This is a genomic window from Cupriavidus sp. OTU4054 (assembly GCF_038440175.1).
GTDB classification, from domain to species: Bacteria; Pseudomonadota; Gammaproteobacteria; order Burkholderiales; family Burkholderiaceae; genus Cupriavidus; species Cupriavidus pauculus_D.
The window spans coordinates 135,035-159,621 of sequence record NZ_JASATF010000003.1 but is presented as its reverse complement, the minus strand read 5'-3'; the positions used below and the strand labels follow the sequence as shown (position 1 = coordinate 159,621).

Below are 24,587 nucleotides of genomic sequence, written 5' to 3'. Positions count from 1 at the left end.
GGAGAAGAACATGGACATGCCCACGTCGAATCCACACATTCCCCCGCTGCGGCGCGTCGGCCAGACCGTCTACGTCGGCCTGCAGCTTCCGCTCGCCTCCGCGCATCCATTGGACATCGCGGACCAGACCGACCAGGTGTTTCGCAGCCTGGTCGCGCGACTGGAAGAAGCCGGCGGCGCGATGGCCGACCTCACCAAGCTGCATACGTACTACCTGTTCGACGGCGATGGCACCGACGTCACGGCGTACTGGGAACGCATGACCGCGGTACGCCTCCTGCATCTGGCCGATCCGGGACCGGCCGCCACGGCGTTGCGCACGCAGGGCGTCGGGCCGGACCGGGCACTGATCGCGGTGGATGGCATCGCCGAACTCGGCCAGGACAAGCAGCGCATCATGCCCGCGCACGCGTGGGACTGGAGCATCCCCACGCCGTTCTCGCAAGGCTGGCGCGTCGGTACGACCGTGTATGTGGGCGGCCAGATTTCCGCGGACCGGCAGGGGCGGACCATCGCGGCCGGCGATGTCGAGGCCCAGACGCGCAACACGCTCGAGTACATCGAACACGTGCTGCGCGACGCGCGGACGGACTGGGACAAGGTCTGCTCGCTGAAGATCGCGTACCGGCATGACGCCGACGCGTCGCTACATGCATCGCAACGGCTCGGCGAATCGATCGTTGCCGAAGCGGCGCGCCGGTTCGCGGGACCGAAGCCGGCCATCACCGTGATCGGCGTGGACCTGCTTTACGAAGGCCTGCTGCTCGAGATCGATGCCGTCGCGTCCACCGAGGCCGGCGAGCCGGTGAGCATCGCGGGCGAGACGGGCGCAACGCCGTTCTCGCCGGGCTGGCGCGCCGGCAACGCGCTCCACATTGCCGCGCAGGCGGCACCCGAGGCCGACGGACTGGCGGCGCAACTCGAAGGCGCGCTGACCCGCGTGGCGACAGTCGCGCAAGCGGGCGGCGCCGCGATGGCGGACATCGTCAAGCTCAACGTCTTCCTCTGCCCCGGCGAGTCGGCCCAGACGGCGACCGAGGTGCTGCACCGGTTTCTGGTCCCGGGCCGCACCGTGGTCAGCATCGTGCAGGTGGCGGGCTTCCTCACCCCGGGCCAGCGCGTGCAGATCGACGGGCTGGCAATCCTCGGGCAGGACGCCTCGGCCTGATCACACCACGCCTGATCGCCCCACGCCTAATCGCACTACGCAATCGACGCCGACCACCCCGTCAGCCCGCACGAACAGCGGGTTGACCTCGGCGTCCTCGATCTTCACGTCCGTCACGGCGCAGAGGTTCGAGAACGCGACGATGGTCTTCGCCAGCGCATCCACGTCGCCGCGCGGCAGGCCGCGGAAACCGCGAATCAGCTGTGTCGAGCGGACCTCGCCGATCATCTCGCTGGCCTCGGCCAGCGAGACCGGCGCGGGACGCAGGCTCACGTCGCGGTGGAGTTCGGCCGTCACGCCGCCGGCGCTCAGCATCACGATCGGGCCGACGAGCGGATCGTTGCGATAGCCGAGCATCAGTTCCAGCAACCGGCTTTCCATGCGCTGCACGAGAATGCCGTCGATCCGCGCGTCCGGTGCCGCCCCGCGTACGTTCGCATACAGCTGGTCGGCGGCGCTCGCGAGTTCCGCGTTGTCGCGCACCCCCACCTTCACGCCGCCGACTTCGGTCTTGTGCAGGATATCGCGCGAACAGATCTTGGCCACCACCGGATACGGCACCGCATGGGCCAGCGATGCATCGGTGACGAGCGCCATCGGTGCGATGGGCACGCCCGCCGCCGCAAACACCTTCGCGGCTTCGAACTCGGACAGGTCGCCCTGCGTGGGCAGCCCCGCCGGCCATGCGATCGGTGCCGGTTCCGCGATGGCGTCGTCGCGGGACTTCGCGGCGCGGAACAGGCAGGCCAGCGCGTCGGCGCAACTCTCCGGCGTGCGGAACGCGGGCACGCCAGCCTGCTGAAGCAGGTCGAGCGACTGGGTCGCCTCCGGCGCGAGGAACGCCAGCAGCGGCTTGCCCGTGCGCGCGGACACCGCCGAAGCCTCGACGATCGGCCGCACGGCCAGCTGCGGGTGGAATTGCGCGGACGAACCCGCCACGCACAGCACCGCATCGCACCAGTCGCTCTCGAGCATCTGCTCGACGAGGTCCTGGTATTGCGCGCTCGTCGCGGCCAGCGTGAGATCGATGATCGGGGTCTGGCGAATCTTCACGCCTCGCGCGGCCATTTGCGCGACAAAGGCATCGGGCGGCGCCACGGCCTCCACATCGGCCAGCCCGAGCCGATCGACTACCGTGGCGGCCCCACCACCCGTCGTCGTCACGACCGCGATGCGCGGATGGCGATCGAGCACGGGCACCGTCTTCGCATAACGGCGTGCGAGCGGCGCGAGTTCGAACAGCGCTTCGAGAAACTCCACGCGCATGGCGCCGTGCTTGCGCAGGAACGCGTCGACGGCGGCATCGTTGCCCGCGAGCGCACCGGTATGCGATTGCGCGAGCGCCTCGCCCTGCGCGGAACGGCCGAGCTTGTAGGCCAGCACGGGCTTGCCGGCAGCCCGTGCGCGGCGCAGCGCGGGACCGAGCACCGCGGCGTCGCGAATGGTTTCGAGGAACAGCAGGATGACCTCGGTGGCGTCGTCATCGACGAGCATATCCACGAGCTCGCCCACGCCGATATCGCATTCGTTGCCGACCGATACGAGCTTGGCAAAGCCGAGTCCGCGCGCGGCCCCGCGCGACAGCAGCGCGCCGAGCATCGAGCCGCTCTGCGATACCACGCTGATACCGCCAGCGCGCAGTTCATCCATCTCCAGCACGGCGTTGACGGAGAGAATCGCGCCGCTGTGCACATCCACCACGCCGATGCTGTTCGGCCCCAGCAGCCGCACGCCCAGCTCGCGCGCCCGCGCCGCCAGCGCTTCCTGCGCGGCCACGCCGTCGCCGCCGAGTTCGGCAAAACCGTCGGAGAACACCGTCACCACGCGCGCGCCCTGTGCCGCGCATTGTTCGAGCACTTCTGGCACCTGCCGGCCCGGCACCATCACGAACGCGTGGTCGATGGCGGCCGGCAGATCGGCGACGCGCGGATAGGCCTGCAGGCCCATGACCTCCGCGCGGCCGGCATTGATGGGATAGATCGTGCCGCGATAGCCGTGCTTGCGCATGAAGCGCATCGGGCGGGCGGTGTTCTTGCTTTCGTCGGCGGAAGCGCCCACCAGCGCGACACGCTGCGGCGTAAAAAGGGCCTTGGCCAGCGCGGCGCCGGCGGGTCGGGAAGTCGAGGTCATGAGGAAATCGGTCGTAAGCGGAATCGCGTGGGCGAAGATCAGCCGGCCTTGAGCCGGGAGAGGCCAAGCGCGCGCATGGGCCGCTCGTCGAGTTGCCACAGCGTGTCGAGCAGCCGCGCGGCCGGGCCGGCGCCGAGTACCGGCGCGGCGAGCTCCATGAACTTGTCGGCCAGTGTCGCGTCGTCGAGCGGCGACTCGGGGTCGCCCTTGCGATACGGCGCGAAGTAGTTATGGCGCGCGCCATTGGCCATTTCGATCTCCACGCGCGCGGCACGCTGGCGCGGAAACGCCGCGGTCAGTTCCGGATCGGCGGTCAGCGACACCTTGGTCATCAACTGGCGAATCTGCGCATCGGCCATGCGTTCGGGCAGGAACGCGTCGAGCCGCACCGCGCCGCGCAGAATGCCGTGCGACACGACGTACGGCAGGCTGAAGCGCGCCTCGAATGCCGTGGTCGGATTGAAGTTGCCGGTCACATCGAGCGCCACCTGGTACGTCGCCACGCGGACGGCCGCGATGCGCGCCGGGTCGAGCGCGTGATCGCGCACGAGTTGCTGGGCGGCATCGATCGCCGCGAACGTATGGCCGCAGCAGCCGTGATTCTTCTGCGTGATGCGCGTGACGTTGTAGTCGGTGCCGAGGCCCTGCGTCACGTTGCTCCAGTCCGGCTTGCCGCACAGCGCCGCGCCGAAGCCGGCATCGCCTTCCAGAATGTTGTACACGCCGTTGACACCGTGCGCGGCGGCCTGCGCCGCCTGCACGCCGACCTGCGCGGCATGGCCCGCGTGCAGCGCCTTGGTCATCGCGTCGGAGCGGAATGCCTGTTGCAGGCCCGAGGCGAACGTCGCGGCCGTGGCCATCGCATCGGCGGCCACACGCGCATTGCCCGGGGCGACGAGCAGCGCGCCCGCGGCCGCGGCGCCGAAGCAGCCGACCGTGCCGGTGGTATGGAAGAAGCGATAGTGCGCGGGCTGGATGGCCGCGCCGATGCGTGTGGACACTTCATAGCCGGCGATCACCGCGCGCAGGAAATCGATGCCCGTGGCATCGACCTGTTCGGCCAGCGCCAGCGCGGCCGCGATGGTCGGGCAGCCGGGGTGATAGACGGCATCGCGGAAGATGTCGTCGAACTCGGCCGCGTGCGATGCGCTGCCATTGATCCATGCGGCCAGCGCGGGAAACGCGTGCGTGCCATGGCCGATGACGGTCGAGCGGCCCACGCCGAGCTCTTCGCGGTGCGCGGCCACCAGTTGCTGGCCCGGCGCGATCTGGACGCCGGCGAGCAGCGCGGCGAACCAGTCGATGACGGCGCGGCGGGCATGGTGCAGTGCGGCGTCCGGCAGGCGCGACGACGCTTCCCGCCCGACATAGGCGGCGAAATCTTCGATGATCATGAGTTGTGCTCCTCGGGATGCGGGCGTCTCTGGCGCCCGTCGACAGTCTGGAATGGTTATCATCGTAGGCTCGCCGGCGTGGCCAGCTTTGACTTTTGGAGAAACCTCCCGAAATATCGCGGGGATTCCAGAGGACGCGCCGTGCGGTGCATACTGCGCCCATGGACATTCCGTCGCTACTCATCCTGATTGCCGCCGTCGAGGAAAAAAGCCTGTCGCGCGCGGCCGAACGCGAGAACCTCGTAACCTCCGCGGCCAGCAAGCGCATCGCCGAACTGGAGCGCCGCGCGGGCACCGCGCTGCTGCGCCGCCACGGCCGCGGCGTGGAGCCGACGCCGGCCGGCGCGATGCTGTATCAGCGCGCCAAGGCCATCGTGCGCAGCGTGCAACTGGCGCAGGACGCGCTCGCCACGTTCTCCACCGACGGCACCGCGAAGATTCGCCTGGCCTCGAATCGCTCGACGGTGCTGCAGTTCCTGCCCACCGATATCAGCGGCTTTCTCAAGCAGGTCCCCGAAGCGCGCATCGACCTGATGGAGGCGTTCAGCTTCGATATCCCGCGCATGGTGTCCAATGGCGACGCCGATATCGGCATCTATCACGCGCGAAGCCCGAGCCCGGGGGTGTTCTCGCTGCCGTACCGAAAGGATCGCGTCGGGCTCGTCGTGCCGCGCGGCCATCCGCTCGAGGCCAAGGGATCGCTACGGCTCGAGGAAGCGCTCGACTACGACTTCCTCGGCTATTTCCCGCGCCATACGTTCGATGCGTTCCTGACGCTGGTGTCGGGCACGATCTCGCGTCCGCTCACGATCAAGACGCAGGTCTCGAACTTCGAGGCGCGTTGCCGCATGGTGCGCGAAGGGCTCGGTATCGCGGTGGTGCCAGAAGGCATTGCCAAGAACTACCTGTCGATGATGGGCCTGTCGCTGCTGACGCTCAACGACGAATGGGCCGTGCGCGAATTCCACGTGTGCGTGCGCGATCGCGACAGCCTGCCGGCCGCCACGGCGCAATTGCTCGAGTACCTCGCGCGCTGCGCGACGATGGAGCAGCACTTCAAGCGGCCGCGCTAGAAGTGGCAGCGAGGCATGAACGCAGCGTTTCTCTTTTTTCATAGCTGAGCGGGCGCGTTTCCCTAAGATGGTCGGTAGAACACTACGAACATCGGAGACGACTCATGCTTCAGATCTTCCGGCCCATCGCGGCCGGCATGCTGCTTTGCTGCGCCGCAGCGACCGCGTCGGCCCAGACGACGAATTTCCCCACCAAACCCATCCGCATGGTCGTGGCATTCACGGCCGGAGGCACCACCGACATCCTCGCGCGCGAAGTCGCCGCCGAGATGTCGCAGACGCTGGGCCAGTCCGTGGTGGTGGAGAACCGTCCCGGCGCGGGCGGCAATATCGGCACCGAGATCGTGAGCCGCACCGAGCCCGACGGCTACACGCTGCTGGCCACGTCGGTGGGCCCCATCGCGATCAACCCGTCGCTCTACAGCAAGCTCAAGGTCAACCCGCTGACCGAACTCACGCCGGTGGCCCCGATGGCCGACGTGCCCAACGTGCTCGTGGTACCGCCCACGCTGCCGGTGAAATCGGTGAAGGACCTCATCGCCTACGCGAAGGCGCATCCGAACTCGACCAACTTCAGTTCCACCGGCGTCGGCACCGCCGCGCATCTGTCGGGCGTGCTGTTCAACGAGCGCGCGGGCGTGCAGACCACGCACGTGCCCTACAAGGGCGCCGATGCGCTCAACGATCTGCTGGCCGGCCGCGTGCAGTTCATGTTCGCGACGCTGCCGTCCGTGATCTCGCATATCCGTAGCGGCACGCTGCGCGCGCTCGCGGTGGCATCGCCGCAGCGCACCGGCACGCTGCCCGATGTGCCGACGATGGCCGAAGCTGGCGTCTCCGGCGTGGAAACCGGCGCGTGGTTCGGCCTGTTCGCGGCCAAGGGGGTGCCCAAGGACGTGCTCGCCAAGCTCAACGGCGCCGTGGTCACCGCGCTCGGGAAGGCCGAGGTCAAGAACAAGCTCGCGCAGCAGGGTGCCGATGCGATGCGGCTCTCGCCCGAGGCGTTCGGCAAGTTCGTGCTCAGCGAGAACAAGCGCTGGAAGCCGGTGGTGGTGAGTTCGGGCGCGCGCATCGACTGACCCTGCCCGCCCTCCTGGCCCACGACGCCCCGCCCCGTGCGGGGCGTTGCTTTTGCGAGGCGTATCATTGAGCTTTTGATGGAGGACGCCTCGCCGATGTCGGCTCCGATCGCCCTGCTGGTCATTACCGCGGCGCTCAGCGCAATGATGCTGGCCATTGTCTTGTCGCTGCGCCGCTGCGGCCTGCCCGGCGTGCAGGAGTGGTGCCATGCGAACCTCGTTGCCACCGTCGCGCTCGTCCTGTTCGCGCTACGCGGCAATATTTCCGACGTGCTGTCGGTCGTGGTCGCCAATGCCGCGCTCGCCTGGGCCATCTGCATGTTCTACGCGGGCACCGTGCTGTTCTGCGGCGGCCGGCCGCCATGGCGCATGCTGATCGCCGGCACGGCCGGCGTCGCGGTGAGCATTGCCGCGCTGCGTTATGTCGTCGATGACTTCGCGGCCCGCGTCGCGCTCGTCTCCGCCTTCCATGCGCTGCTCTGCGCGGGCGTCGGCATCACGCTGCTCACGCGCCGCCCGCGCAATCGTACCGCGAGCCATTTCCTGACCACCGCGACGTTCGCGCTCGGCTTCGCGCTGGCGCATGCCGCGCGCGGCGCCATGGCCGCGATGGCGATGCTCGGCGACGGCATCACGGCACCGGGCCTCAACGTCGCGTTCCTGACGCTCGGCGCGCTGGTGATGCCCGCGCTGACGATGGGCGCGGTGCTGATGATCCACGACAGCCTCGTGCGGCGGCTGGAAGCCATCGCCAATACCGATACGCTGACCGGCGTGGCCTCGCGCAAGGCGTACGAGGACGAAGCCGCGCGCGAACTCGCGCGGGCCATGCGCGGCGGCCCCACGCCCGCGCTCGTGATCATCGATATCGACCGCTTCAAGTCCGTCAACGATACGTGGGGACACGCCGCGGGCGATACGGTGCTGCGCGAGTTCGCGCGCGTGGCTGGGGAGGAGATTCGCGCCAGCGACCGGCTCGCGAGGCTGGGCGGCGAGGAGTTCGTGATCCTGCTGCCGGCGACGGGCGAGGCCGAAGCGCGGCATGTCGCGGAACGGGTTCGCGCGCGCGCGGCGGCCAATGCCGTCGATACGCTGTTCGGCACCGTGCACTACACGGTCAGCGGCGGCGTGGCGACGTGGCGCGCCGGCGAATCGCTCGCGCAACTGTCGGCGCGCGCCGATGCGGCGCTCTATCGCGCCAAGCTGACGGGCCGCAATCGTATGGTCGGCCAGAGCGAACTCGTGGACGGCTTGACCGCGCCCGCCTCGGATCGCATCACCAACACGGTCTGATGCGCCGTCAGTTTTAATCTCGCGTTACGGCGAACGTTACGGCCGACGTTACGAGGTAACGATGCCGTAACGGCCCCGCGTGCTCCCGCGCACGTTCGAACGGACGTCTCAATCGCACCCTCCTTCCCGCAAACCCAATGCCGTGGCGGTACCCGGCAACGTCGCGGATGCCCTGACAGGGCCGCGCGCGCACTGGGCATGGCCGTTGCGGTGGTGAGTCGCTGCACTCGCAGAACATCACAAAGGAGAGGTCATCGTGCGCAACAACAATTACTTGCTCGGCCTGGTATTGGTGGGCCTGATGCTGATGGGCGGCTGCTCCCATCACCATACCGGCCCCATGGGGCCTGAAGGCATCGCGGGCCCGACCGGCGCGACGGGAGCGACGGGGGCGACGGGTGCCACCGGCGCGACGGGCGCCACGGGCTCGGCCGGTGCGACCGGCGCCACGGGGTCCGCCGGTGCTACAGGTGCTACAGGTGCTACGGGTGCGACCGGCGCGACGGGGGCGACGGGCGCTACCGGTGCGACAGGTCCCACGGGCGCGACGGGTGCCACGGGCCCGCAAGGTCCGCAGGGCCAGACCGGCGCGACCGGTCCCACCGGCCCGGCCGGCAGCGACGGCGCCACCGGTCCGCAAGGTCCGCAAGGTCCTCAAGGGGAAACGGGTGCCACGGGTCCGACAGGCGCCGCGGGTCCCACCGTGCTGAAAGAGGTCGGCACCGCGGTCAGCAGTGTCGGCAGCACGGTCGGCGGTCTCGGCACGGGACCGCTCGCCGCGGTGACCGCGCCGGTGGGCTCCGTCGTCAGCCAGACCGGCGACCTCGTCGGCAACCTCACGCCGCAACTTGCGGCCGATCCGGTCAATCAGGTATTGACCACGGCAAACCGCGCCATCGTGCCGCTGACGGCCACGCTCGGCAACGCCACGCAGACCATCGGCGGCGCCACGGGTCTTGGGCCTACCGTGAACAACCTGCTCGTAACGCTGGGCGGCGCGGTGAACAATGTGGGCGGCACGCTCAAGCAGACGCAGGCACCGGTGGTGAGCGAGGTCGGCGGCATCGTGCAGACGACGGGCACCGCGGTGGCGGCGCTGGGCGGCGCGCTGATTCCCGCGGGTGGGACACCGGGCACGAACCCGCTGGCCCCGATCACCAACCTCGTCAGCGGCCTGACGGGCGGCCTCACGGGTGGACTAGGCGGCGGCACCGGCGGCACGAACCCCCTGGCACCGGTCACCAGCCTCGTCAGCGGCCTCACGGGCGGGCTGACGGGCGGACTGGGCGGCGGCACGGGCGGCACGAACCCGCTGGCACCCGTCACCAACCTCGTCAGCGGCCTCACGGGCGGGCTGACGGGCGGACTGGGCGGCGGCACCGGCGGCACGAACCCGCTGGCCCCGGTCACGAATCTCGTCGGTGGCCTCACGGGCGGCGTGGGCGGCGGCACGGGCGGCACGAACCCGCTGGCACCCGTCACGAATCTCGTCGGTGGCCTCACGGGCGGCGTGGGTGGCGGCACGGGCGGCACGAACCCGCTGGCACCCGTCACGAATCTCGTCGGCGGCCTAACCGGCGGCGTGGGCGGCGGCACCGGCGGCACGAACCCGCTGGCCCCCGTCACCAACCTCGTCGGCAGCCTGACCGGCCAGCGTTAAGCGAAAAATGCCCCTCTCCCGCCGGAGAGGGGCGCGCATCGCACCGGTCAAGCCGCGACCGGCTTGATCAACCCATCCGCACGAAACATCGCCTTGATACCCCGCACCGCCTGACGAATCCGCGACTCGTTCTCGATCAGCGCGAATCGCACATGCTCGTCGCCATAGTCGCCAAAGCCAATCCCCGGCGACACCGACACCTTGGCCTTCGCCAGCAACTGCTTGGCGAACTCGAGCGAACCGAGCGCGCGATACGGCTCGGGAATCCGCGCCCAGATATACATCGACGCCTTGGGAATCTCCACAGGCCAGCCCGCCTCGATCAACCCGCGCGCCAGCACATCGCGCCGCGACTGGTACTGCGCGGCAATCTCCTTCACGCACTGCTGATCGCCCTCGAGCGCGCTGATCGCCGCCACCTGCAATGGCGTGAACGTGCCGTAATCGTGATAGCTCTTGATGCGCGTCAGCGCGTTCACGAGATCCGGATTGCCGACCATAAAGCCGATACGCCAGCCCGCCATGTTGTAGCTCTTGGACAGCGTGAAGAACTCCACCGCAATGTCCTTGGCCCCAGGCACCTGCATGATCGAAGGCGCCTTCCATCCATCGAACACGATGTCCGCATACGCGAGGTCGTGCACGACGAAGATATCGTGCTTGCGCGCCAGCGCGATCACGCGCTCGAAGAAATCCAGCTCCACGCAGGCCGCGGTCGGGTTCGACGGAAAACCCAGCACGATCATCTTCGGCTTCGGATAGCTGCCGCGAATCGCGCGCTCGAGTTCGGCAAAGAAATCGATGTCCGCCGTCATCGGCACCGAGCGAATATCCGCGCCCGCGATGACGGCGCCGTAGATATGGATCGGATAGCTCGGGTCCGGCACCAGCACCGTATCGCCGCGATCGAGCGTGGCGAGCATCAGATGCGCAAGCCCTTCCTTCGAGCCAATTGTGGCGATGGCCTCGGTATCGGGATCGATATCCACGCCATACCGGTCGCGATACCAGTGCGAGATCGCGCGGCGCAGCCGCGGAATGCCCTTCGATGCCGAGTAGCCATGCGTGTCCGGCCGCTGGGCCGCGTCGACGAGCTTCGCCACGATATGCGGCGGTGTCGCGCCATCGGGGTTGCCCATGCTCATGTCGATGATGTCCTCGCCACGGCGGCGGGCGGCCATCTTGAGCTCGGCGGTGATATTGAAGACGTACGGGGGGAGACGATCGATGCGCGCAAAGCGGCGCTTGCCGGAAGAATCGGCGGCCATGGAGGAGTCCTTTTACGTAAGCGCCCGGAACCGTCCGAGCGACGTCGGTGGCTGTTGTCTCGACCACCGGGAACCGATATTACGCAGCGGCGCGCGTTTGCACAACTCCCTCTTTCACACTTTTATCGCGATCTCACCACGACACGCCCGAGGGACGATACGGACGATCGGGCGGCAGCAGCCGCACGATGCAGTTGAGCGCATCGGCATTGACCTGGTCGCCGCCCATCGCGCCCGCGATCGATGCGCGATACTCGGGCACGCTGATGCGCTGGTAGTACAGCCGCGACGTCTGGTCGAGCCAGTAGACGTACTCGCTATCGCTCTCGTCGCTGCCCGTGCGCAGCCACTCGCCGACAGGATGCGTGCCGAGCGTGGCGTCGGCACAGGTGTTCTGGATACGGTCCACGTACTGGTTGAACCCTTTGGCCTCGAAGTTGCGGACCGAGTCCGGCGCGCAGGCGGCCAATGGCAAACCGAGGGCGATGACGACGGCAGACAGGCGGGCGCGAGGCAGCGACATGGCATCTCCGGAGGATGGGCGTGCTTGCAGTGTAGCCGCCCGCCTTCCGCATTGCGCTGCAATTGCTCAGTCGCTCAAACGCTCATTCGCTCAATCGTCGATCGTCTCGTGCACGGCGGCATTGCCGCGCTTCCAGTAGGCCGATGCTCGAATGCGCGACTTGTCGACGCCACGCTCTTCCACGAGGTACTTGCGCACCTCGCGCATGGCCGCGCCCTCGCCCGCGGCCCACACGTAGCCATCGCCTTCGGGCAGGCTGACCCAGCGCAGCGTGGGCAGCAGCATGCTGCCTTCGGGACGATCCTCGCGATGGACCCAATGCACCTCGATATTCGGTCCCGTCACGAGCGGGATATGCGACCCCGCGTCGGACACTTCGAGCACGACCACCGCGCGCGCATCGGTCCCGAGCTCTTCCAGGCGCCGCCCGATCGCGGGCAGCGCGGTGTCGTCGCCGATCAGCAGATGCCAGTCGAACTCGCGCGGAATCACGAACGAACCGCGCGGACCGCCGACGCCGAGGTACTGGCCCGGCCGCGCCTGCGCGGCCCATGTGGAAGCGGGCCCGTCGCCGTGCAGCACGAACTCGATATCGAGTTCCTGGGCCACCGGGTCGTAGCGACGCGGCGTGTAGTCGCGCGCCTGCGGGCGCGTTGCCCCTTCGGGGAACGTGATCCCCTCGGGTCCCACCTCCGGCAGCACGGGCTTCTCCTGCCCCGCCGCCGGGAAAAACACCTTGATATGGTCGTCGAACGATGCGGACACGAAGTCGGCAAGGTCGGGACCGCCGAGCGTTACGCGCAGCAGTTGCGACGATATTTTCCGGACGCGCAGCACCTGAAGCTGGCGCATGCGAAGCGTATGGCGAACACGTTGAACGGTCAGATCGCGTGGAGCATTCATATAGGGGTATCCAGTGGTGTCGATATGGCAGGCTCAGCCCTTGTTCTCGATCTCGCGCGCGGCACGATCGAGGATGGCGATAATCCGCCGCTGCTCGTCCGGCGCGGCGTCGGTCGCCAGCGCCAGCGCGCGCTTGAGCCGCATGCGCGCCTCAACGAACTCCGGCAGCCAGCCGCCCTGCTCGGGATCCTGCTGCGGCATGCCCGTCATCGCGCGCCGCATCCAGTCCATCTTCTTGGCCACGTGCCGCAGCTTGCCAACCATCAATGCCACGCGTTCGCGATGCGTTTCCAGATAGGCAACGCCGGTCTCGGTAATCCGATACAGCTTCTTGTTGCCCTCCGCATCGACGCTCGCATACCCGAGGTCCTCGAGAAACGTCAGCGCGGGGTAGACCACGCCGGGACTCGGCTTGTAGAACCCACCGGTCCGGGTCTCGAGCGCCTTGATCAGCTCGTACCCATGCGAAGGCTTTTCCTCGAGCAGCGACAGCAGCAGCAGCTGGAGGTCTTCGGCGCTGAACTTCCGCCCGCGCCGCCAGCCGTCGTCCGAGCCAAATCCGTCCGCCCCGTCGCCGCCGTCCCATTCGGGGCGGCCGCCGCTGCTCCAGAACCCGCCGCCATGGCGATGCATCATGTGCGCGCGCAGTTTGTGCAGGTGGGCATGAAAATGCTGATGAAGGTGACGCATGCGTCGCTCCGAATATCGTAAAACATATCTTACGATATACAGAGCGACAAAAAAGGTCAAGGCGAGGCTGCGAAAGCGCGCCGGCTAGATGCCATGGAACAGCCAGGACAGATGCTGGCGGGCCTGAGCCGCGCTCGTCTGCGACAGCAGCGCATTGCGGAGTTCCGCCGCCACCCCCTTGGCGTGATAGAGCTCCCCGTACATGCGAGCGTTCCAGCTGCAGGGCATCGCATACGTCGATCTGGTCCACGAGGACGGCACCCCCATCACCTACCCCGTTGCCGCGGTCTCGCTTCGTAGCGCGCGCAGCGCAATGATCGACAACTTCATCGCCATCGTTTCGGATGTCGGCAAGGGTTAAGCGCGCTGCGCCGCCGGCTTGAACGTCGTCACCGGCGTCGAAGATATTTCCTGCGCCGAGGAAAAGATTCACTTCAATCTCGGGAGCGGATGACGGAAGATCAATCCACCCATGCGCGACAAGAACGTGCACATGCGAGTCCTCCTGACCATCCTGCTGACGATGAGCCTGCTCGCTTCGCCGGCGCCGTCGCGCGCGCAGACGTTCGGCATCGTCGGCGCCAACGTCCAGAAGCAGGCGAATGCGGTGCTGACGCTGATGTCGTTCGCGGTCGTGCCCGATCTGGCGTCCAGTTCGCTGTCCATCAGCAATACCAGTACCGATAATCCCGATATCACGCTCTGGCAGCTCGGCGGCGGCTTTACGCTCAGCAAGTCGTTCCCGCTATACCTCGAGGGCTCGGTAGCCTACAACCGGTACGACCCGACCTTTGTCGCCTCGAATGGCCAGGAAACGCGCCGCGTGCCGACCAAATGGAACACGTTCGCGGGCACCGTCGGGGTGGGCTGGGATTTTCCGCTGACCGAGAGCAAGGAGCTGGTGTTCCGGCCCATCCTCAACGCATCGATCGGACGCGTCGCAAGCGATATCTCGGTGGCCAAGTTCGCGGTCGAACAGAAGACCGACCGCGACATCATGTTTCTCGAGGATGGATCGATGAACGCCTATGGGATAGGCGGATCGGTGATGCTGGATTGGGAGAGCCACCGCGGCGAGAACGATCTCGATCTGGAACTGCGCTACACGAACATCTATCTGCGCAGCTTCGGGACATCGTATGGCATCGGCGCGTCCTCGGCCGCGCAGACCGCCAGCCTTTACGCACGCTGGCGCGCCCCCACCGGCCTCCGCGCCCTCGACCGCCCGGTCCGCTATGTGCTGGAGCTCTCCCACTCGCAGTACTTTGGCAACCAGGCCGGCGCACTGGGCTTCAACTACCTGACCACGGTCGGCACGGGACTGGAACTGGACACGAGCGCCCACGAAGTCTTCGTGACCCGCATCCGCGCCGTGGTGCGGTACGTGTTCGGCAACAACGTCTCCGGCGTGTCGTTCGGTTTCGCGGCGAGTTTCTAAGGACGCGCTACAGGCAACTGCGCTGGGCGAACGGAACCGCGCGGAGTTCGGCCTGTGGATCCATTCCCCCTACCCACGTGGCATCCCCTGCTCATACGAGTCATCGTTTTGGCGCATATGAGACGGCCGCCGCCGCGTCCTCAACAAGCCCCTACGCCGCCAGCTTGAAAGTCATCACCGCCGACGACAGCTGGTTGGCCTGGGCTTCCAGCGAATCGGCCGCGGCCGCGGCCTGTTCGACCAGTGCGGCGTTCTGCTGGTTGACCTGTTCCATCTGCGACACCGCCGAGCTCACCTGTGCGATGCCCGACGACTGCTCGCCCGATGCCGCCGAGATTTCGTTCACGAGGTCGGCCAGGCGGCGGACCTCGGAGACGATCTCGCCGATCGTGCTGCCGGCCTGCTCCACCTGCACGCTGCCGGCGTCGACCTTGCCGACCGACGAATCGATCAGTGCCTTGATTTCCTTCGCGGCACCGGCGCTGCGCTGTGCGAGCGCGCGGACTTCGCCGGCGACCACGGCGAATCCGCGGCCCTGTTCGCCGGCCCGCGCGGCTTCCACCGCGGCGTTCAGCGCCAGGATGTTGGTCTGGAAGGCGATGCCGTCGATCACGCCGATAATGTCCACGATCTTCTGCGAGCTCGTGTTGATCTCGCTCATCGTCTGCACCACGCCGCGCACCACCTCCCCGCCCCGCGTGGCCAGCTGGGCCGCGCTGCTGGCCAGTTCGCTCGCGCGCGAGGCGCTGTCGGCGTTGTTGCTCACGGTCGAGGTCAGCTGCTCCATGCTCGCCGCCGTTTCCTCCAGCGCCGACGATTGCTGCTCCGTACGCGACGACAGGTCCGTATTCCCCGCCGCGATCTCGCGCGCGCCGATCGTCACCGCATCGGAGCTCGCCCGCACTTTGAGCACCGTCTCCGTCAGCCCATGCTGCATGCGCGCGAGCGCGTCGAGCACCTGCCCGATCTCGTTGGTGCCGGCCCTGGGCACGGTAATCGTCAGATCGCCCTCGGCCACGCGCATCAGCAGGTCCGATGCCTTGGTCAGCGGCGCCACCACGAGGCTGCGCAGCGCCAGATGCACGGCCACGATCAGCGCGGCCGACAGCGTCAGCCCGAGGATCACAAGCACGATCACGCGCTGATAACGCGTCTGGCTGCGCGCCAGTTCCTCGTCATTGAGGCGCAACGCCAGTTGCTGGAACCGCTCGACACCGGCCGAATGCTTCGTGCCGAAGCCGACGATGTCCTTCTCGTTGATCGCGGTATAGCCCGCGGTGTCATCCTTGCGCAGCGCCGCCACCGCGCGCTGCCCCGCATCGATATGCCCGCGGGCCACGGCAATGATGTCCTCGCGCGTGCTCGCATCCTGCCCCGCGAAGGTATCGGCCTTCTCGAACGCGTCGAGCTCCTCCTTCGACTTGGCGATGAACTTGTCCGCCATGCCGAGCGCCTCGTCGCTGACCTTGCCGTTCTCCTTGCTGGAGCTGTAGGCGCGCGTGAGCGCCGAGCGCGCCCGCATCATGTCCTTGTAGGCGTCGTTGAGCAGCAGCGCGCGGGAAGCCACCAGATGCGCGCGTTCGAGGGAGGACTTCGACTCGCGCAGTTCGAGCACGCCGAGGGCGGCGCCAAGAACGAGCATAAGGCCGAAAATCGCCAGCGTTGCCAGCAGGCCGTGGCGGATGCTTACGTTTTGCATGGAGTTGTCAGATTCGATCGATCAGTCGGTACCGGCTTAACGACGCCTCGCCCCGAACCTTGAGACCTTCCACGCACACGTTTGCGTTACATCAAACTTCTGCGATTCTGCACTTGACGGCAGAGACTACATATAAGCAATCAACCGTCCCGCGCAAATCACGAGCCCCCACGTCACGAGCGAGATCCACGCACAGAGCCGCGCGCCCGCCGGAGGCGTTCCACCGGCTTCCCAGCGGCTGCCGGGCCGCAGCAGCTCGCGATACGGCCCCATATGGAACCACGCCGCATTGGCCAGCCCGAGCAGCACAAGCAGGGTCTTGACGACGAATGCGCGGTTGCCGACCAGGTCGTCGGCATGCGCAAGAAACAGCAGCACGCCGCTCGCGGCGATCAGCAGGAAGCCGACGACCGATAGCGGCAGCGCATGGCGCAGCAGCACGGTGACCGGCAACTGCCGGCCGAACCCCGCCAGCCGCATATCGACGACGACGATCGAGCCGAACAGCAGCGCCATGCCAGCGAGATGAAAAATCTCGACGATCGGATAGGCCCACGCGGACGCACGCAGCGTGGCCGATACGGGCAGCGCCGCAAGCTGGGCGGCCCACTCGGTGACAGCGACCGGGGTCGCCACCGTCAGCGCAACTCGACCGTCTTGCCGTCGAGCGTGATGCGCTCGACCCGCATCTCGTCGGCCTTCTCCTTGCTGGCGTAGCCCACCATCGTGACTTCGCGGCCGACGGCGACCTTGTCGGCGGTGGCGCCGCGCGACTCCATGCGCGAGACGGGCGCGAGCACCGCGAACCATCGCTTGCCACTCGCTTCGACGGTAATCGTGGCGTGCGGATTGCTGTAGTGGCTTTCGACGACCTTGCCGGTCACGGTCAGCGGCCTGGTATCGTCATAGGTGGACCAGCCATGATGCGCGAAAGCCGGCAGGCTGACGGCGAACGCGAGCGACAGCAACAAACGACGGGGATGGTGCATGCGAACACTCCTTGTCGAAAGACTTCAGGCGTCAAACTTCAGGCATCAAACCGCGGCGACTCCGGCGGCGGGTGCGCAATACTGTCGGGCGTCGCCGAGGACAATCCACCGGGCTCGCGCAACGTCCGCGCGCGCCGCATCATCGTGCCGAGCGCGGGATTCATCGCCTTGAGCGCGGCACGCTCGGCCAGCAAGGCATCGGCAAGATTCGCGCGGCCGCCGCGCAGCGCCGCCTCGATCAGCGTCAGCGTGAAGACGTCGCGCTGCGCGTGACTGCCGCCGAAGCGATGGCAGATCTGCCGCACTGGCATCAACCGCGCAATCGCCTTGTCATGATCGCCGCGATCGAACGCGATCAACGCCTCGGCCACGGGCAGCCCGACCTCGGCCGTCATCGTGCTGTTGGTGTTGCCCGCGTGGTGCGCATTGCCCGCGCCGCCCTGTGCCGCCGCCTCCTGCATGGCAGCGTGCAGGGCCGCCACATCGTCGATGCGCCCGGCTCCGAGACACGCCATGATCGCATGCACGTCGTTGAACGCATAGTATCCAGCCGCGCCCCGCGACTGCCAGTCGTCGGCCACGTCGATCCAGCGGTTGCCCACGTCCACGCCGCGCAGATGCAGCCGCCACAGCAGCGCGGCGGCATCCACGAGGTCGAGCGCGACCGCCGGCGCGGGCCGCGCGACATGATCGTCGTAGAGCGCGAGCACCGCATCGTGCTGCTCGCGTTCGAGCAACAGCAACGCGAGGTGCCACCAGTTGTGGACGGCGAGCATGTTGTCCTCGGCCCAGTCCTCGCGGCGCGCGGTCAGCCAATCGACGCCGGCGTCGAGGCGCCCCTGCATCTCCATGACATGCGCCACCGCGTGGATCGCCCACGGATCGCGCGGGTTGAGCGCCACGGCCTCGCGCCCGCGCGCCTCGGCATCCTCGTACCGCTGCATCTCCTCGAGCCCGAACGCATGCATGCCCAGCAGATAGCTGTAGCCGGGCACGTTCGCATTCCAGTGCGGCAGCACCTGCGCGATGCGATCGCGCAGCATGCTCGACTGGCCCAGCAGGAAATCGCCGATATGCGCGACCTGAATCGCAAGGATATCGTGCGGATAATCGACGGCGATATCGCCGTAGGCCTGCACGGCCTGCGAGAACCGTCCGTCGAGCCAGGCCCGCGCCGCCGCGAAATGCCGGCGTTCGCGCTCGTTGGCGCGCGCGCCCAGCGCCTCGCCCGCTTCCACGCTCTGCCGCAGCATCGGCTCCGCGGTCCCGTCGCCGGACGTCACCATCAGGCCGGCACGCAGTGCGTGGCCCATCGCGAAGTCGGGATCGTCGACCAGCGCGCCGTCGATCACGGACAGCGGATCGCCGTAATACCCATGCAGCAGGTTGAGCGCGGCCTCGTACCGCTCGAGCGAATGCGCGCTCGCGGGCGATACGTGCAGGCCCCTGAAGTCCGTCTGTGCCATCGCGTCCCCTTGTCGTCGTCTGCGCGGACATCCCCTCATCGTAGTCAACAGGCGCGCCGGCGCAAGGCGGGCCGGCCCCCGAAGGCGGCGGGAGGCCGCCCGCGCCAGGCGTCCCTCTCCACACTTGCAGGCACCCATGCTACGCTCCTCGCTCCTCCATGCCACTGCCACGCCCATGCGCTCCGCCTCCCGCGACACCTACGAAGCCGTGTCCCTGACTCTTCCCGCCGCGGCCTGCCCGGGCCAGTCCGTCGCCGATATCGACACTCCTTCGCTGGTGCTGGACCTCGACGCCTTCGAGGCCAACCTCGATCGCATGCAGGCCGCGGCCGATGCCGCCGGCATCAAGCTGCGCCCGCACGCCAAGGCCCACAAATGCCCCGACATCTCGCTCGCGCAGATCGCGCGCGGCGCGGTGGGCGTGTGCTGCCAGAAGGTCAGCGAGGCGCTGCCGTTCGTCGCCGCGGGCGTCACGGACATCCATATCAGCAACGAGGTCGCGCTGAACCCCGCAAACCCCGCCAAGGCCGATCTGCTCGCGAAGCTCGCGCGGCATGCGCGCCTGAGCGTATGCGTGGACGACGTCGCGCAGATCGACGTGCTCGCGGCGGCATGCGACCGCGCCGACAGCCGGCTCGATGTCTTCGTGGAAATCGACGTGGGCCAGGGCCGCTGCGGCGTGCCCGACGCGCCCGCGGCGCTGCGCCTGGCCCAGCGTATCGCCACCTTCGAGCGCCTGCATATGCGCGGGCTGCAGGCCTATCACGGCGGCATCCAGCATCTTCGCGACTGGAACGAGCGCCGCGATGCGGCGGCCAGCGCGGCCGCCCGCACGGCCGCCGTGGTCGCCGAACTGCGCGCGGCCGGCGTGGAATGCGAAGTGGTCACCGGTGGCGGCAGCGGCAGCGTGGAGTTCGACCTGCAGAGCGGGGTCTATACCGAGATCCAGCCCGGTTCGTACGTGTTCATGGACGCCGACTACGCCAGCAACGCCTTTACGGGCACGATGCGCTTCGCGCACGGCCTGTTTATCGCGAGCACGGTAATGAGCGTGGCCGCGGGCGACCGCGTGATCCTCGACGCCGGGCTCAAGTCGATGGCCGTGGATTCGGGCCTGCCGTGGGTGTGGAGCGAGCAGGCAAACGCGCCCTCGCAAACGCTGGTGTACACCGCGGCCAACGACGAGCATGGCATCGTGAAGCCCGTGGCGGAGGGGGGTGGGATCGATGCGCTGCCGGCGCTCGGCAGCCGCGTGCTGCTCGTGCCGGGCCATTGCGACCCGACGCTGAACCTTTACGACGACCTCGTCTGCGTGCGCGCGGGAGTGGTGGAGGCCGTCTGGCCGATCGCCGCGCGCGGGTTCAGCCGCTAGATTCAGCCGCTAAAACTCAAACAACCGTATCAGGCGAGCTGGGCCGCCAGCTCGTACAGGTCCGCGGCGATCCAGCCGCGGCCATTCCATGCCTCGAACACAAGGTCGCTCACGGGGACATCGGTGAGCGTCCCGATCCAGTCCGTGGGTGCCGCGCCACAGCGCAGCCCACTCGCGACCATCGTCATCGCGTCGGGTACATCCATGTCCGCCACCCGCGTGACGGTCGGCCACGGTAACAGCCGGCGGTCGTCGGCCCGTAATCCGAACCGGTAGAGACCGAAGCGCGCATGCAGCGCCGCGCGGCTCAGGCCGCGCGCGTCCGCGCGCAGCTTGTCGTCCTTGCTCGCCGACGGATCCCATTGCTGGTTCCGCGAGAACCACAGGATCTTCTGGCACGGTTCGGCCGCGTGTCCGCACGCGCCCCCGGCGCCGGGCACGAGCTGCCCCGAACGCGCGATGGCCGCCAGCGGCGTGCCTACCGTGTAGTGCCAGACATAAGGTGAATCAGCATCCATTTCCAAGCAGCTCCCTGCAAACGTCCCTTCTACAGCCACATTGGTGACCAAAGGGCGTGTTTACAAGCAGGGCTGGAGCGCATGACGTGTGCACCACCTGGCGGCGCGAACCCGCATTCCAGACCCCTTTGTCACCCGCAAAGCCAGTGCCAGCGCGGGTTCTCAGATCGTAGGGCAAGACCATAGCCGATCCGCACTCGTGCCGCGCAGGCCTTGAGTAGAGGGCGAAGTCTAAAAACCATAGCACAGCCATTGCTGCGTCGCAGCACCTGTTTGGTATCTGCCGCGGTTTTTCGCACAAAACCCGACGCTGCGATGCATCGATCACATGTCGTCCACGTCACAAACACGACACACAAAAGCGTCAATACCGACATCGGCATTCTTGCGCCGAATGTCATTGCGGCGAAAACGCCCCTTCCTACGATCTGCAGCGTACGTCCCGTCCTCCGCAAGAGAGAACCCCACCATGACCTTCGTCCTTCGTACCCTGACCCGCGCGCGCCCGTTCGCGCCGCTGGCCGCCCTGGCGCTCTGCGCCGCGCTCGCCGCCTGCGGCGGCAGCGATGCCGATAACGGCAGCAATCCCACCACGCCGCCCGCCGGTGGCGGCACCACGCCACCGGGCACCGTCACGCCCCAGATGAAGTGCGCGCCCTGAGGCCCGCATCGCCCCCCCAAACGCCTACCGGCAAGCAACCTCATCGACTCGCCATGAACTCGAACAGCCGACGCAACTTTCTGAAGATGGCAGGCTCCGGCGTCGCCGCCACGGCCGCCCTCGCCGCCTTCCCGCCAGCCATCCGCCGCGCAATGGCCATTCCCGCCAACAACGCCACGAAGTCCATCCGCGACGTGGAATACGTGGTTGTCCTCATGCAGGAGAACCGTTCCTTCGACAATTACTTCGGCGCCCTCAAGGGCGTGCGCGGCTTCGGTGACCGCTTCCCGATTCCGCTCGCCGGCGGTCTCAACGTTTTTCAGCAGACGTACATCAACGCCAGCACGGGCGTCACGCGCACCCTCACGCCGTATCACCTCGACAGCAGCAAGGGCAACGCGCAGCGCGTCAACGGCACGCCGCACAGCTTCCCCGACGCGCAGAACGCATGGGACCTCGGCCGCATGAACCGCTGGCCTACGTTCAAGCAGCCGCAATCGATGGGGTACTACACCGAAGCGGAAGCGGGCTTCCAGTACGCGCTGGCCAACGCCTTCACGATCTGCGACGCATACCACTGCAGCTTCCACGGCGGCACCAACACCAACCGCCTGTTCCACTGGACCGGCACGAACGATCCGACCGGCGCGCATGGCGGCCCCGTCATCGACAACAGCGGCGACTCGCTCGAAGCCACGAATATCAACTACACCTGGAAGACCTATCCGGAGCGCCTGCAGGAAGCGGGCGTGAGCTGGAAGGTTTACCAGAACATGCCGGACAACTTCACGGACAACCCGCTCGCGGGTTTCCAGCAATATCGCGCCGCCAACGCCGCGCGCGGCAACCAGATCAACGGCGCGCCGTATCCCGCGTACACGACCGCCGACGAGGCCGTGAGCCCGCTCTACAAGGGCATTGGCAACACGATGCCCGACGGCGGCTTTTTGCAGGCGCTGCGCGACGATATCGCCGCGGGCCAGCTGCCGCAGGTGTCGTGGATCGTGGCCCCGGCCACGTACTCGGAGCACCCCGGGCCCTCGAGCCCCGTGCAGGGGGCCTGGTACACGCAGCAGGTACTCGACGCGCTGACGGCCAACCCCGATATCTGGGCGCGTACCGTGCTGTTCATCAACTTCGACGAGAACGACGGCTTCTACGACCACGTGCCGCCCCCGGCCGTGCCCGCGCTCGACGCCAGCGGCCAGCCGATCGGCGCCGCCACGATGAGCACGGATGGCGAGTACCACACGACGAAGCAGCCCTACGGTCCCGGCCCGCGCGTGCCCATGTACGTGGTATCGCCGTGGAGCCGCGGCGGCTGGGTCAATTCGCAGGTGTTCGACCATACGTCGGTGCTGCGCTTCCTCGAAGCCCGCTTCGGCGTGGTGGAGAGCAATATCAGCGCGTACCGCCGCGCGGTAATGGGCGACCTGACCAGCGCGTTCGACTTCGTGAACCCCAATGCCAACGCGCTGCCCACGCTGCCGACCATGCAGAAGGCCGATGCGGACAACCTGCGCACCGCGCAGGAAGCGCTGCCGCAGATCGCGCAGCCGACGGTGGCCGCACAGGTGCTGCCGAAGCAGGCCGCCGGCACGCGGCCATCGCGCAAGCTGCCCTACACGCTGCACGTGAGCGGCCTGGAAGACCCGGTCAATCGCGCGATGTGGCTCAAGTTCAAGAACGACGGCACGCAGGCGGCGGTATTCCACGTCTACGACAAGCTGCACCTCGCGGACGTGCCGCGCCGCTATGCGGTGGACCCGGGCAAGGAGATCGACGCCAGGTGGGACGTGTTCACGCTGCTGAACGGCCGCTACGACCTGTGGGTGGTCGGCCCCAACGGTTTCCATCGTTCGTTCTCGGGCGATGCGAGCACGGCAACGGGGTCGGGCGCTTCCGCGCCGGAAATCCGCGTCTGCTACGACGAAGCCAACGCCAACGTCTACCTCACGCTGATCAATCGCGGCGCCACGGCGTGCACGTTCACGATCACGCCGAACGCCTACCCCGGCTTCAGCCCCGAGACCGTCGCGGTGCCGGCGGGCAAGAGCGTGGACAGGAACTGGGCACTGGCCGCGCAGGGCAACTGGTATGACTTCACGGTGACCACCGCGCAGGGCGGCTTCACGCGGCGCTTTGCGGGCCGGCTCGAGAACGGCAAGGACGGCGTGTCCGATCCGGCGATGGGCGGCTAGGCGTCACCGCCGATGTCCGACGCCCCGCGCTTCTTTCATGAAGCGCGGGGCATCATGTCGTCTCCAGATTGTCACAATCGCACGTTACTCTCGCTGGTCGTCCCGCCTCGATCAGACCCTACATGCTTGGTGACCTGCTGGTGACCTTCTTCGAAGTCGCGCGCCAGGGCAGCATCACCACCGCTGCCAGGCAGCTCCGCATCAGCCAACCCACCGTCACGGGCCGCATCCGCCAACTGGAAGAAATCTACGGTGTCGAGTTGTTCCACCGCCGCGCGAGCCGCGTCGATCTCAGCGATGTCGGCATCGCGCTGATGCCGCTTGCCGAACAGATGATGCAGCAGGAAGGCGACGCCGATTTCCTGCTCCGCAATGCCGGCAGCCTGCGCTTCGGCAAGCTGCGCATCGGTGCCACCGGGCCGTTCTACATCCTGCGCAGCATCGCCGCGTTCCGCCAGCGTTATCCCGATATCGGCGTCACGCTCGAGACCGGCAACTCCAAGACCGTGCTCGACGCGCTGTTCGACTATCGCATCGACGCCGCGGTGTCTTCCCATGCGGTGGACGACGACCGGCTGACGCGCGTGATGCTCGCCGCAGACCCGACCGTCGTGGTCGCGCATCCCGATCATGCGCTGGCACGCGAGGCACGCATCGACATCGCCGAACTCGCACGCCACCACCTGCTCGTGCGCGAGCGCGGCTCCATGACCCGCGAGGCCACCGAGACCGCGCTGGCCGCCGCCAGCCTCGAACTGCCGCCGCATACGGTAATCGGCAGCCGCGAGGCCATCTGCGAGGCCATTCGCCACAACCTCGGCGTCAGCGTGATGCCCGTGGGCGAGGTGCCGCGCGATCCGTCGCTACGCGCGATTCCGTTCGCGGGGCCATCGCCTGTCATCCACGAATATCTGTACTGCCTGCAGGCGCGGCGCGCCACGCGTCTCGTCACGGCCCTGCTCGATTGCGTGGTGCTGCCCACACCCGCCGCGGGGACGCCTATAGTGAACGGATTGCGCGATCGCACGCCAACGCACGAATCATGACTGCCCGATGATCTCC

The 24,587-nt window shown here is 67.6% G+C and carries 22 protein-coding genes; 11 read left to right on the top strand and 11 right to left on the bottom strand.

Features of this window, described 5'->3' with window-relative positions:
* Window positions 1-10 precede the first annotated feature (10 nt).
* Entirely contained in the window at window positions 11-1,168 is a 1,158-nt protein-coding gene (locus AAHB16_RS05550) for a RidA family protein (protein WP_342050314.1), read from the top strand.
* On the opposite strand, the gene AAHB16_RS05545 is transcribed toward AAHB16_RS05550, so the two are convergent.
* Window positions 1,169-3,298, bottom strand: coding sequence for an acetate--CoA ligase family protein (locus AAHB16_RS05545; protein WP_342050313.1), 2,130 nt, complete (start codon window positions 3,296-3,298; stop codon window positions 1,169-1,171).
* A gap of 38 nt (window positions 3,299-3,336) precedes the next feature.
* On the bottom strand, window positions 3,337-4,692 hold the full coding sequence (locus AAHB16_RS05540; protein ID WP_342050312.1) for an MmgE/PrpD family protein: 1,356 nt from the start codon (window positions 4,690-4,692) through the stop codon (window positions 3,337-3,339).
* A 161-nt stretch (window positions 4,693-4,853) separates the two neighbouring features.
* On the opposite strand from AAHB16_RS05540, the gene AAHB16_RS05535 reads away from it, so the two are divergent.
* From AAHB16_RS05535 to AAHB16_RS05520, 4 genes are all read left to right on the top strand, one after another.
* Entirely contained in the window at window positions 4,854-5,765 is a 912-nt protein-coding gene (locus AAHB16_RS05535) for a LysR family transcriptional regulator (RefSeq protein WP_150376786.1), read from the top strand.
* Between the two features lie 104 nt (window positions 5,766-5,869).
* Window positions 5,870-6,844 carry a Bug family tripartite tricarboxylate transporter substrate binding protein gene (locus tag AAHB16_RS05530; protein ID WP_150376785.1) on the top strand — a complete coding sequence of 325 codons (975 nt, stop codon included), beginning with the start codon at window positions 5,870-5,872 and terminating at the stop codon, window positions 6,842-6,844.
* 96 nt (window positions 6,845-6,940) lie between these two features.
* Complete coding sequence (locus AAHB16_RS05525) at window positions 6,941-8,137, top strand: GGDEF domain-containing protein (RefSeq protein ID WP_342050311.1); 1,197 nt, start codon at window positions 6,941-6,943, stop codon at window positions 8,135-8,137.
* A 301-nt stretch (window positions 8,138-8,438) separates the two neighbouring features.
* Complete coding sequence (locus AAHB16_RS05520) at window positions 8,439-9,797, top strand: collagen-like triple helix repeat-containing protein (protein ID WP_446718066.1); 1,359 nt, start codon at window positions 8,439-8,441, stop codon at window positions 9,795-9,797.
* A gap of 47 nt (window positions 9,798-9,844) precedes the next feature.
* Here the strand turns inward: AAHB16_RS05520 and alaC are convergent, their stop codons facing one another.
* The 4 genes from alaC to AAHB16_RS05500 all read right to left on the bottom strand — a co-directional run bounded on the left by alaC (window position 9,845) and on the right by AAHB16_RS05500 (window position 13,181).
* Window positions 9,845-11,065, bottom strand: coding sequence for an alanine transaminase (alaC, locus tag AAHB16_RS05515; RefSeq protein ID WP_150376783.1), 1,221 nt, complete (start codon window positions 11,063-11,065; stop codon window positions 9,845-9,847).
* Between the two features lie 133 nt (window positions 11,066-11,198).
* The gene (locus AAHB16_RS05510; RefSeq protein ID WP_150376782.1) at window positions 11,199-11,588 is read right to left on the bottom strand and encodes a hypothetical protein; all 390 of its coding nucleotides are present in this window, start codon (window positions 11,586-11,588) and stop codon (window positions 11,199-11,201) included.
* A 90-nt stretch (window positions 11,589-11,678) separates the two neighbouring features.
* The gene (locus tag AAHB16_RS05505) at window positions 11,679-12,491 is read right to left on the bottom strand and encodes a siderophore-interacting protein (protein ID WP_150376781.1); all 813 of its coding nucleotides are present in this window, start codon (window positions 12,489-12,491) and stop codon (window positions 11,679-11,681) included.
* A 33-nt stretch (window positions 12,492-12,524) separates the two neighbouring features.
* Window positions 12,525-13,181, bottom strand: a complete 657-nt coding sequence (locus tag AAHB16_RS05500; RefSeq protein WP_342050309.1) for a PadR family transcriptional regulator — start codon at window positions 13,179-13,181, stop codon at window positions 12,525-12,527.
* A 202-nt stretch (window positions 13,182-13,383) separates the two neighbouring features.
* On the opposite strand from AAHB16_RS05500, the gene AAHB16_RS05495 reads away from it, so the two are divergent.
* Window positions 13,384-13,542 (top strand): hypothetical protein, encoded by a 159-nt coding sequence (locus AAHB16_RS05495; RefSeq protein WP_191002308.1) that lies wholly within the window; start codon window positions 13,384-13,386, stop codon window positions 13,540-13,542.
* Window positions 13,543-13,674: 132 nt separating this feature from the next.
* Complete coding sequence (locus AAHB16_RS05490) at window positions 13,675-14,619, top strand: hypothetical protein (RefSeq protein WP_191002307.1); 945 nt, start codon at window positions 13,675-13,677, stop codon at window positions 14,617-14,619.
* Window positions 14,620-14,770: 151 nt separating this feature from the next.
* Here AAHB16_RS05490 and AAHB16_RS05485 read toward each other — a convergent pair whose 3' ends face one another.
* The 4 genes from AAHB16_RS05485 to AAHB16_RS05470 form a co-directional block, all read right to left on the bottom strand.
* Window positions 14,771-16,318, bottom strand: a complete 1,548-nt coding sequence (locus tag AAHB16_RS05485) for a methyl-accepting chemotaxis protein (RefSeq protein WP_342050308.1) — start codon at window positions 16,316-16,318, stop codon at window positions 14,771-14,773.
* Between the two features lie 126 nt (window positions 16,319-16,444).
* On the bottom strand, window positions 16,445-16,954 hold the full coding sequence (locus AAHB16_RS05480; protein ID WP_150376777.1) for a hypothetical protein: 510 nt from the start codon (window positions 16,952-16,954) through the stop codon (window positions 16,445-16,447).
* A gap of 2 nt (window positions 16,955-16,956) precedes the next feature.
* Window positions 16,957-17,307, bottom strand: a complete 351-nt coding sequence (locus tag AAHB16_RS05475) for a DUF6152 family protein (protein ID WP_150376776.1) — start codon at window positions 17,305-17,307, stop codon at window positions 16,957-16,959.
* A 38-nt stretch (window positions 17,308-17,345) separates the two neighbouring features.
* On the bottom strand, window positions 17,346-18,773 hold the full coding sequence (locus AAHB16_RS05470; RefSeq protein ID WP_223851636.1) for a tetratricopeptide repeat protein: 1,428 nt from the start codon (window positions 18,771-18,773) through the stop codon (window positions 17,346-17,348).
* A 175-nt stretch (window positions 18,774-18,948) separates the two neighbouring features.
* Here AAHB16_RS05470 and AAHB16_RS05465 point away from each other — a divergent pair, with 175 nt between their 5' ends.
* Complete coding sequence (locus tag AAHB16_RS05465; protein ID WP_342050307.1) at window positions 18,949-20,145, top strand: DSD1 family PLP-dependent enzyme; 1,197 nt, start codon at window positions 18,949-18,951, stop codon at window positions 20,143-20,145.
* 29 nt (window positions 20,146-20,174) lie between these two features.
* On the opposite strand, the gene AAHB16_RS05460 is transcribed toward AAHB16_RS05465, so the two are convergent.
* Complete coding sequence (locus AAHB16_RS05460; RefSeq protein WP_150376774.1) at window positions 20,175-20,663, bottom strand: hypothetical protein; 489 nt, start codon at window positions 20,661-20,663, stop codon at window positions 20,175-20,177.
* A gap of 469 nt (window positions 20,664-21,132) precedes the next feature.
* On the opposite strand from AAHB16_RS05460, the gene AAHB16_RS05455 reads away from it, so the two are divergent.
* From AAHB16_RS05455 to AAHB16_RS05445, 3 genes are all read left to right on the top strand, one after another.
* Window positions 21,133-21,324: a hypothetical protein gene (locus tag AAHB16_RS05455; protein ID WP_150376773.1), complete on the top strand. Its 192-nt coding sequence runs from the start codon at window positions 21,133-21,135 to the stop codon at window positions 21,322-21,324.
* A 53-nt stretch (window positions 21,325-21,377) separates the two neighbouring features.
* Window positions 21,378-23,525 (top strand): phosphocholine-specific phospholipase C, encoded by a 2,148-nt coding sequence (locus AAHB16_RS05450; RefSeq protein ID WP_342050306.1) that lies wholly within the window; start codon window positions 21,378-21,380, stop codon window positions 23,523-23,525.
* 122 nt (window positions 23,526-23,647) lie between these two features.
* Window positions 23,648-24,571 carry a LysR substrate-binding domain-containing protein gene (locus AAHB16_RS05445; protein WP_150376771.1) on the top strand — a complete coding sequence of 308 codons (924 nt, stop codon included), beginning with the start codon at window positions 23,648-23,650 and terminating at the stop codon, window positions 24,569-24,571.
* Window positions 24,572-24,587: the final 16 nt, after the last annotated feature.

Bases quoted from the DNA above. Each gene is read 5' to 3' on its own strand.
- AAHB16_RS05550 (WP_342050314.1), top strand. From the start codon at position 11: ATGGACATGCCCACGTCGAATCCACACATTCCCCCGCTGCGGCGCGTC.
- AAHB16_RS05545 (WP_342050313.1), bottom strand. From the start codon at position 3,298: ATGACCTCGACTTCCCGACCCGCCGGCGCCGCGCTGGCCAAGGCCCTT.
- AAHB16_RS05540 (WP_342050312.1), bottom strand. From the start codon at position 4,692: ATGATCATCGAAGATTTCGCCGCCTATGTCGGGCGGGAAGCGTCGTCG.
- AAHB16_RS05535 (WP_150376786.1), top strand. From the start codon at position 4,854: ATGGACATTCCGTCGCTACTCATCCTGATTGCCGCCGTCGAGGAAAAA.
- AAHB16_RS05530 (WP_150376785.1), top strand. From the start codon at position 5,870: ATGCTTCAGATCTTCCGGCCCATCGCGGCCGGCATGCTGCTTTGCTGC.
- AAHB16_RS05525 (WP_342050311.1), top strand. From the start codon at position 6,941: ATGTCGGCTCCGATCGCCCTGCTGGTCATTACCGCGGCGCTCAGCGCA.
- AAHB16_RS05520 (WP_446718066.1), top strand. From the start codon at position 8,439: ATGCTGATGGGCGGCTGCTCCCATCACCATACCGGCCCCATGGGGCCT.
- alaC (WP_150376783.1), bottom strand. From the start codon at position 11,065: ATGGCCGCCGATTCTTCCGGCAAGCGCCGCTTTGCGCGCATCGATCGT.
- AAHB16_RS05510 (WP_150376782.1), bottom strand. From the start codon at position 11,588: ATGTCGCTGCCTCGCGCCCGCCTGTCTGCCGTCGTCATCGCCCTCGGT.
- AAHB16_RS05505 (WP_150376781.1), bottom strand. From the start codon at position 12,491: ATGAATGCTCCACGCGATCTGACCGTTCAACGTGTTCGCCATACGCTT.
- AAHB16_RS05500 (WP_342050309.1), bottom strand. From the start codon at position 13,181: ATGCGTCACCTTCATCAGCATTTTCATGCCCACCTGCACAAACTGCGC.
- AAHB16_RS05495 (WP_191002308.1), top strand. From the start codon at position 13,384: ATGCGAGCGTTCCAGCTGCAGGGCATCGCATACGTCGATCTGGTCCAC.
- AAHB16_RS05490 (WP_191002307.1), top strand. From the start codon at position 13,675: ATGCGAGTCCTCCTGACCATCCTGCTGACGATGAGCCTGCTCGCTTCG.
- AAHB16_RS05485 (WP_342050308.1), bottom strand. From the start codon at position 16,318: ATGCAAAACGTAAGCATCCGCCACGGCCTGCTGGCAACGCTGGCGATT.
- AAHB16_RS05475 (WP_150376776.1), bottom strand. From the start codon at position 17,307: ATGCACCATCCCCGTCGTTTGTTGCTGTCGCTCGCGTTCGCCGTCAGC.
- AAHB16_RS05470 (WP_223851636.1), bottom strand. From the start codon at position 18,773: ATGGCACAGACGGACTTCAGGGGCCTGCACGTATCGCCCGCGAGCGCG.
- AAHB16_RS05465 (WP_342050307.1), top strand. From the start codon at position 18,949: ATGCGCTCCGCCTCCCGCGACACCTACGAAGCCGTGTCCCTGACTCTT.
- AAHB16_RS05460 (WP_150376774.1), bottom strand. From the start codon at position 20,663: ATGGATGCTGATTCACCTTATGTCTGGCACTACACGGTAGGCACGCCG.
- AAHB16_RS05455 (WP_150376773.1), top strand. From the start codon at position 21,133: ATGACCTTCGTCCTTCGTACCCTGACCCGCGCGCGCCCGTTCGCGCCG.
- AAHB16_RS05450 (WP_342050306.1), top strand. From the start codon at position 21,378: ATGAACTCGAACAGCCGACGCAACTTTCTGAAGATGGCAGGCTCCGGC.
- AAHB16_RS05445 (WP_150376771.1), top strand. From the start codon at position 23,648: ATGCTTGGTGACCTGCTGGTGACCTTCTTCGAAGTCGCGCGCCAGGGC.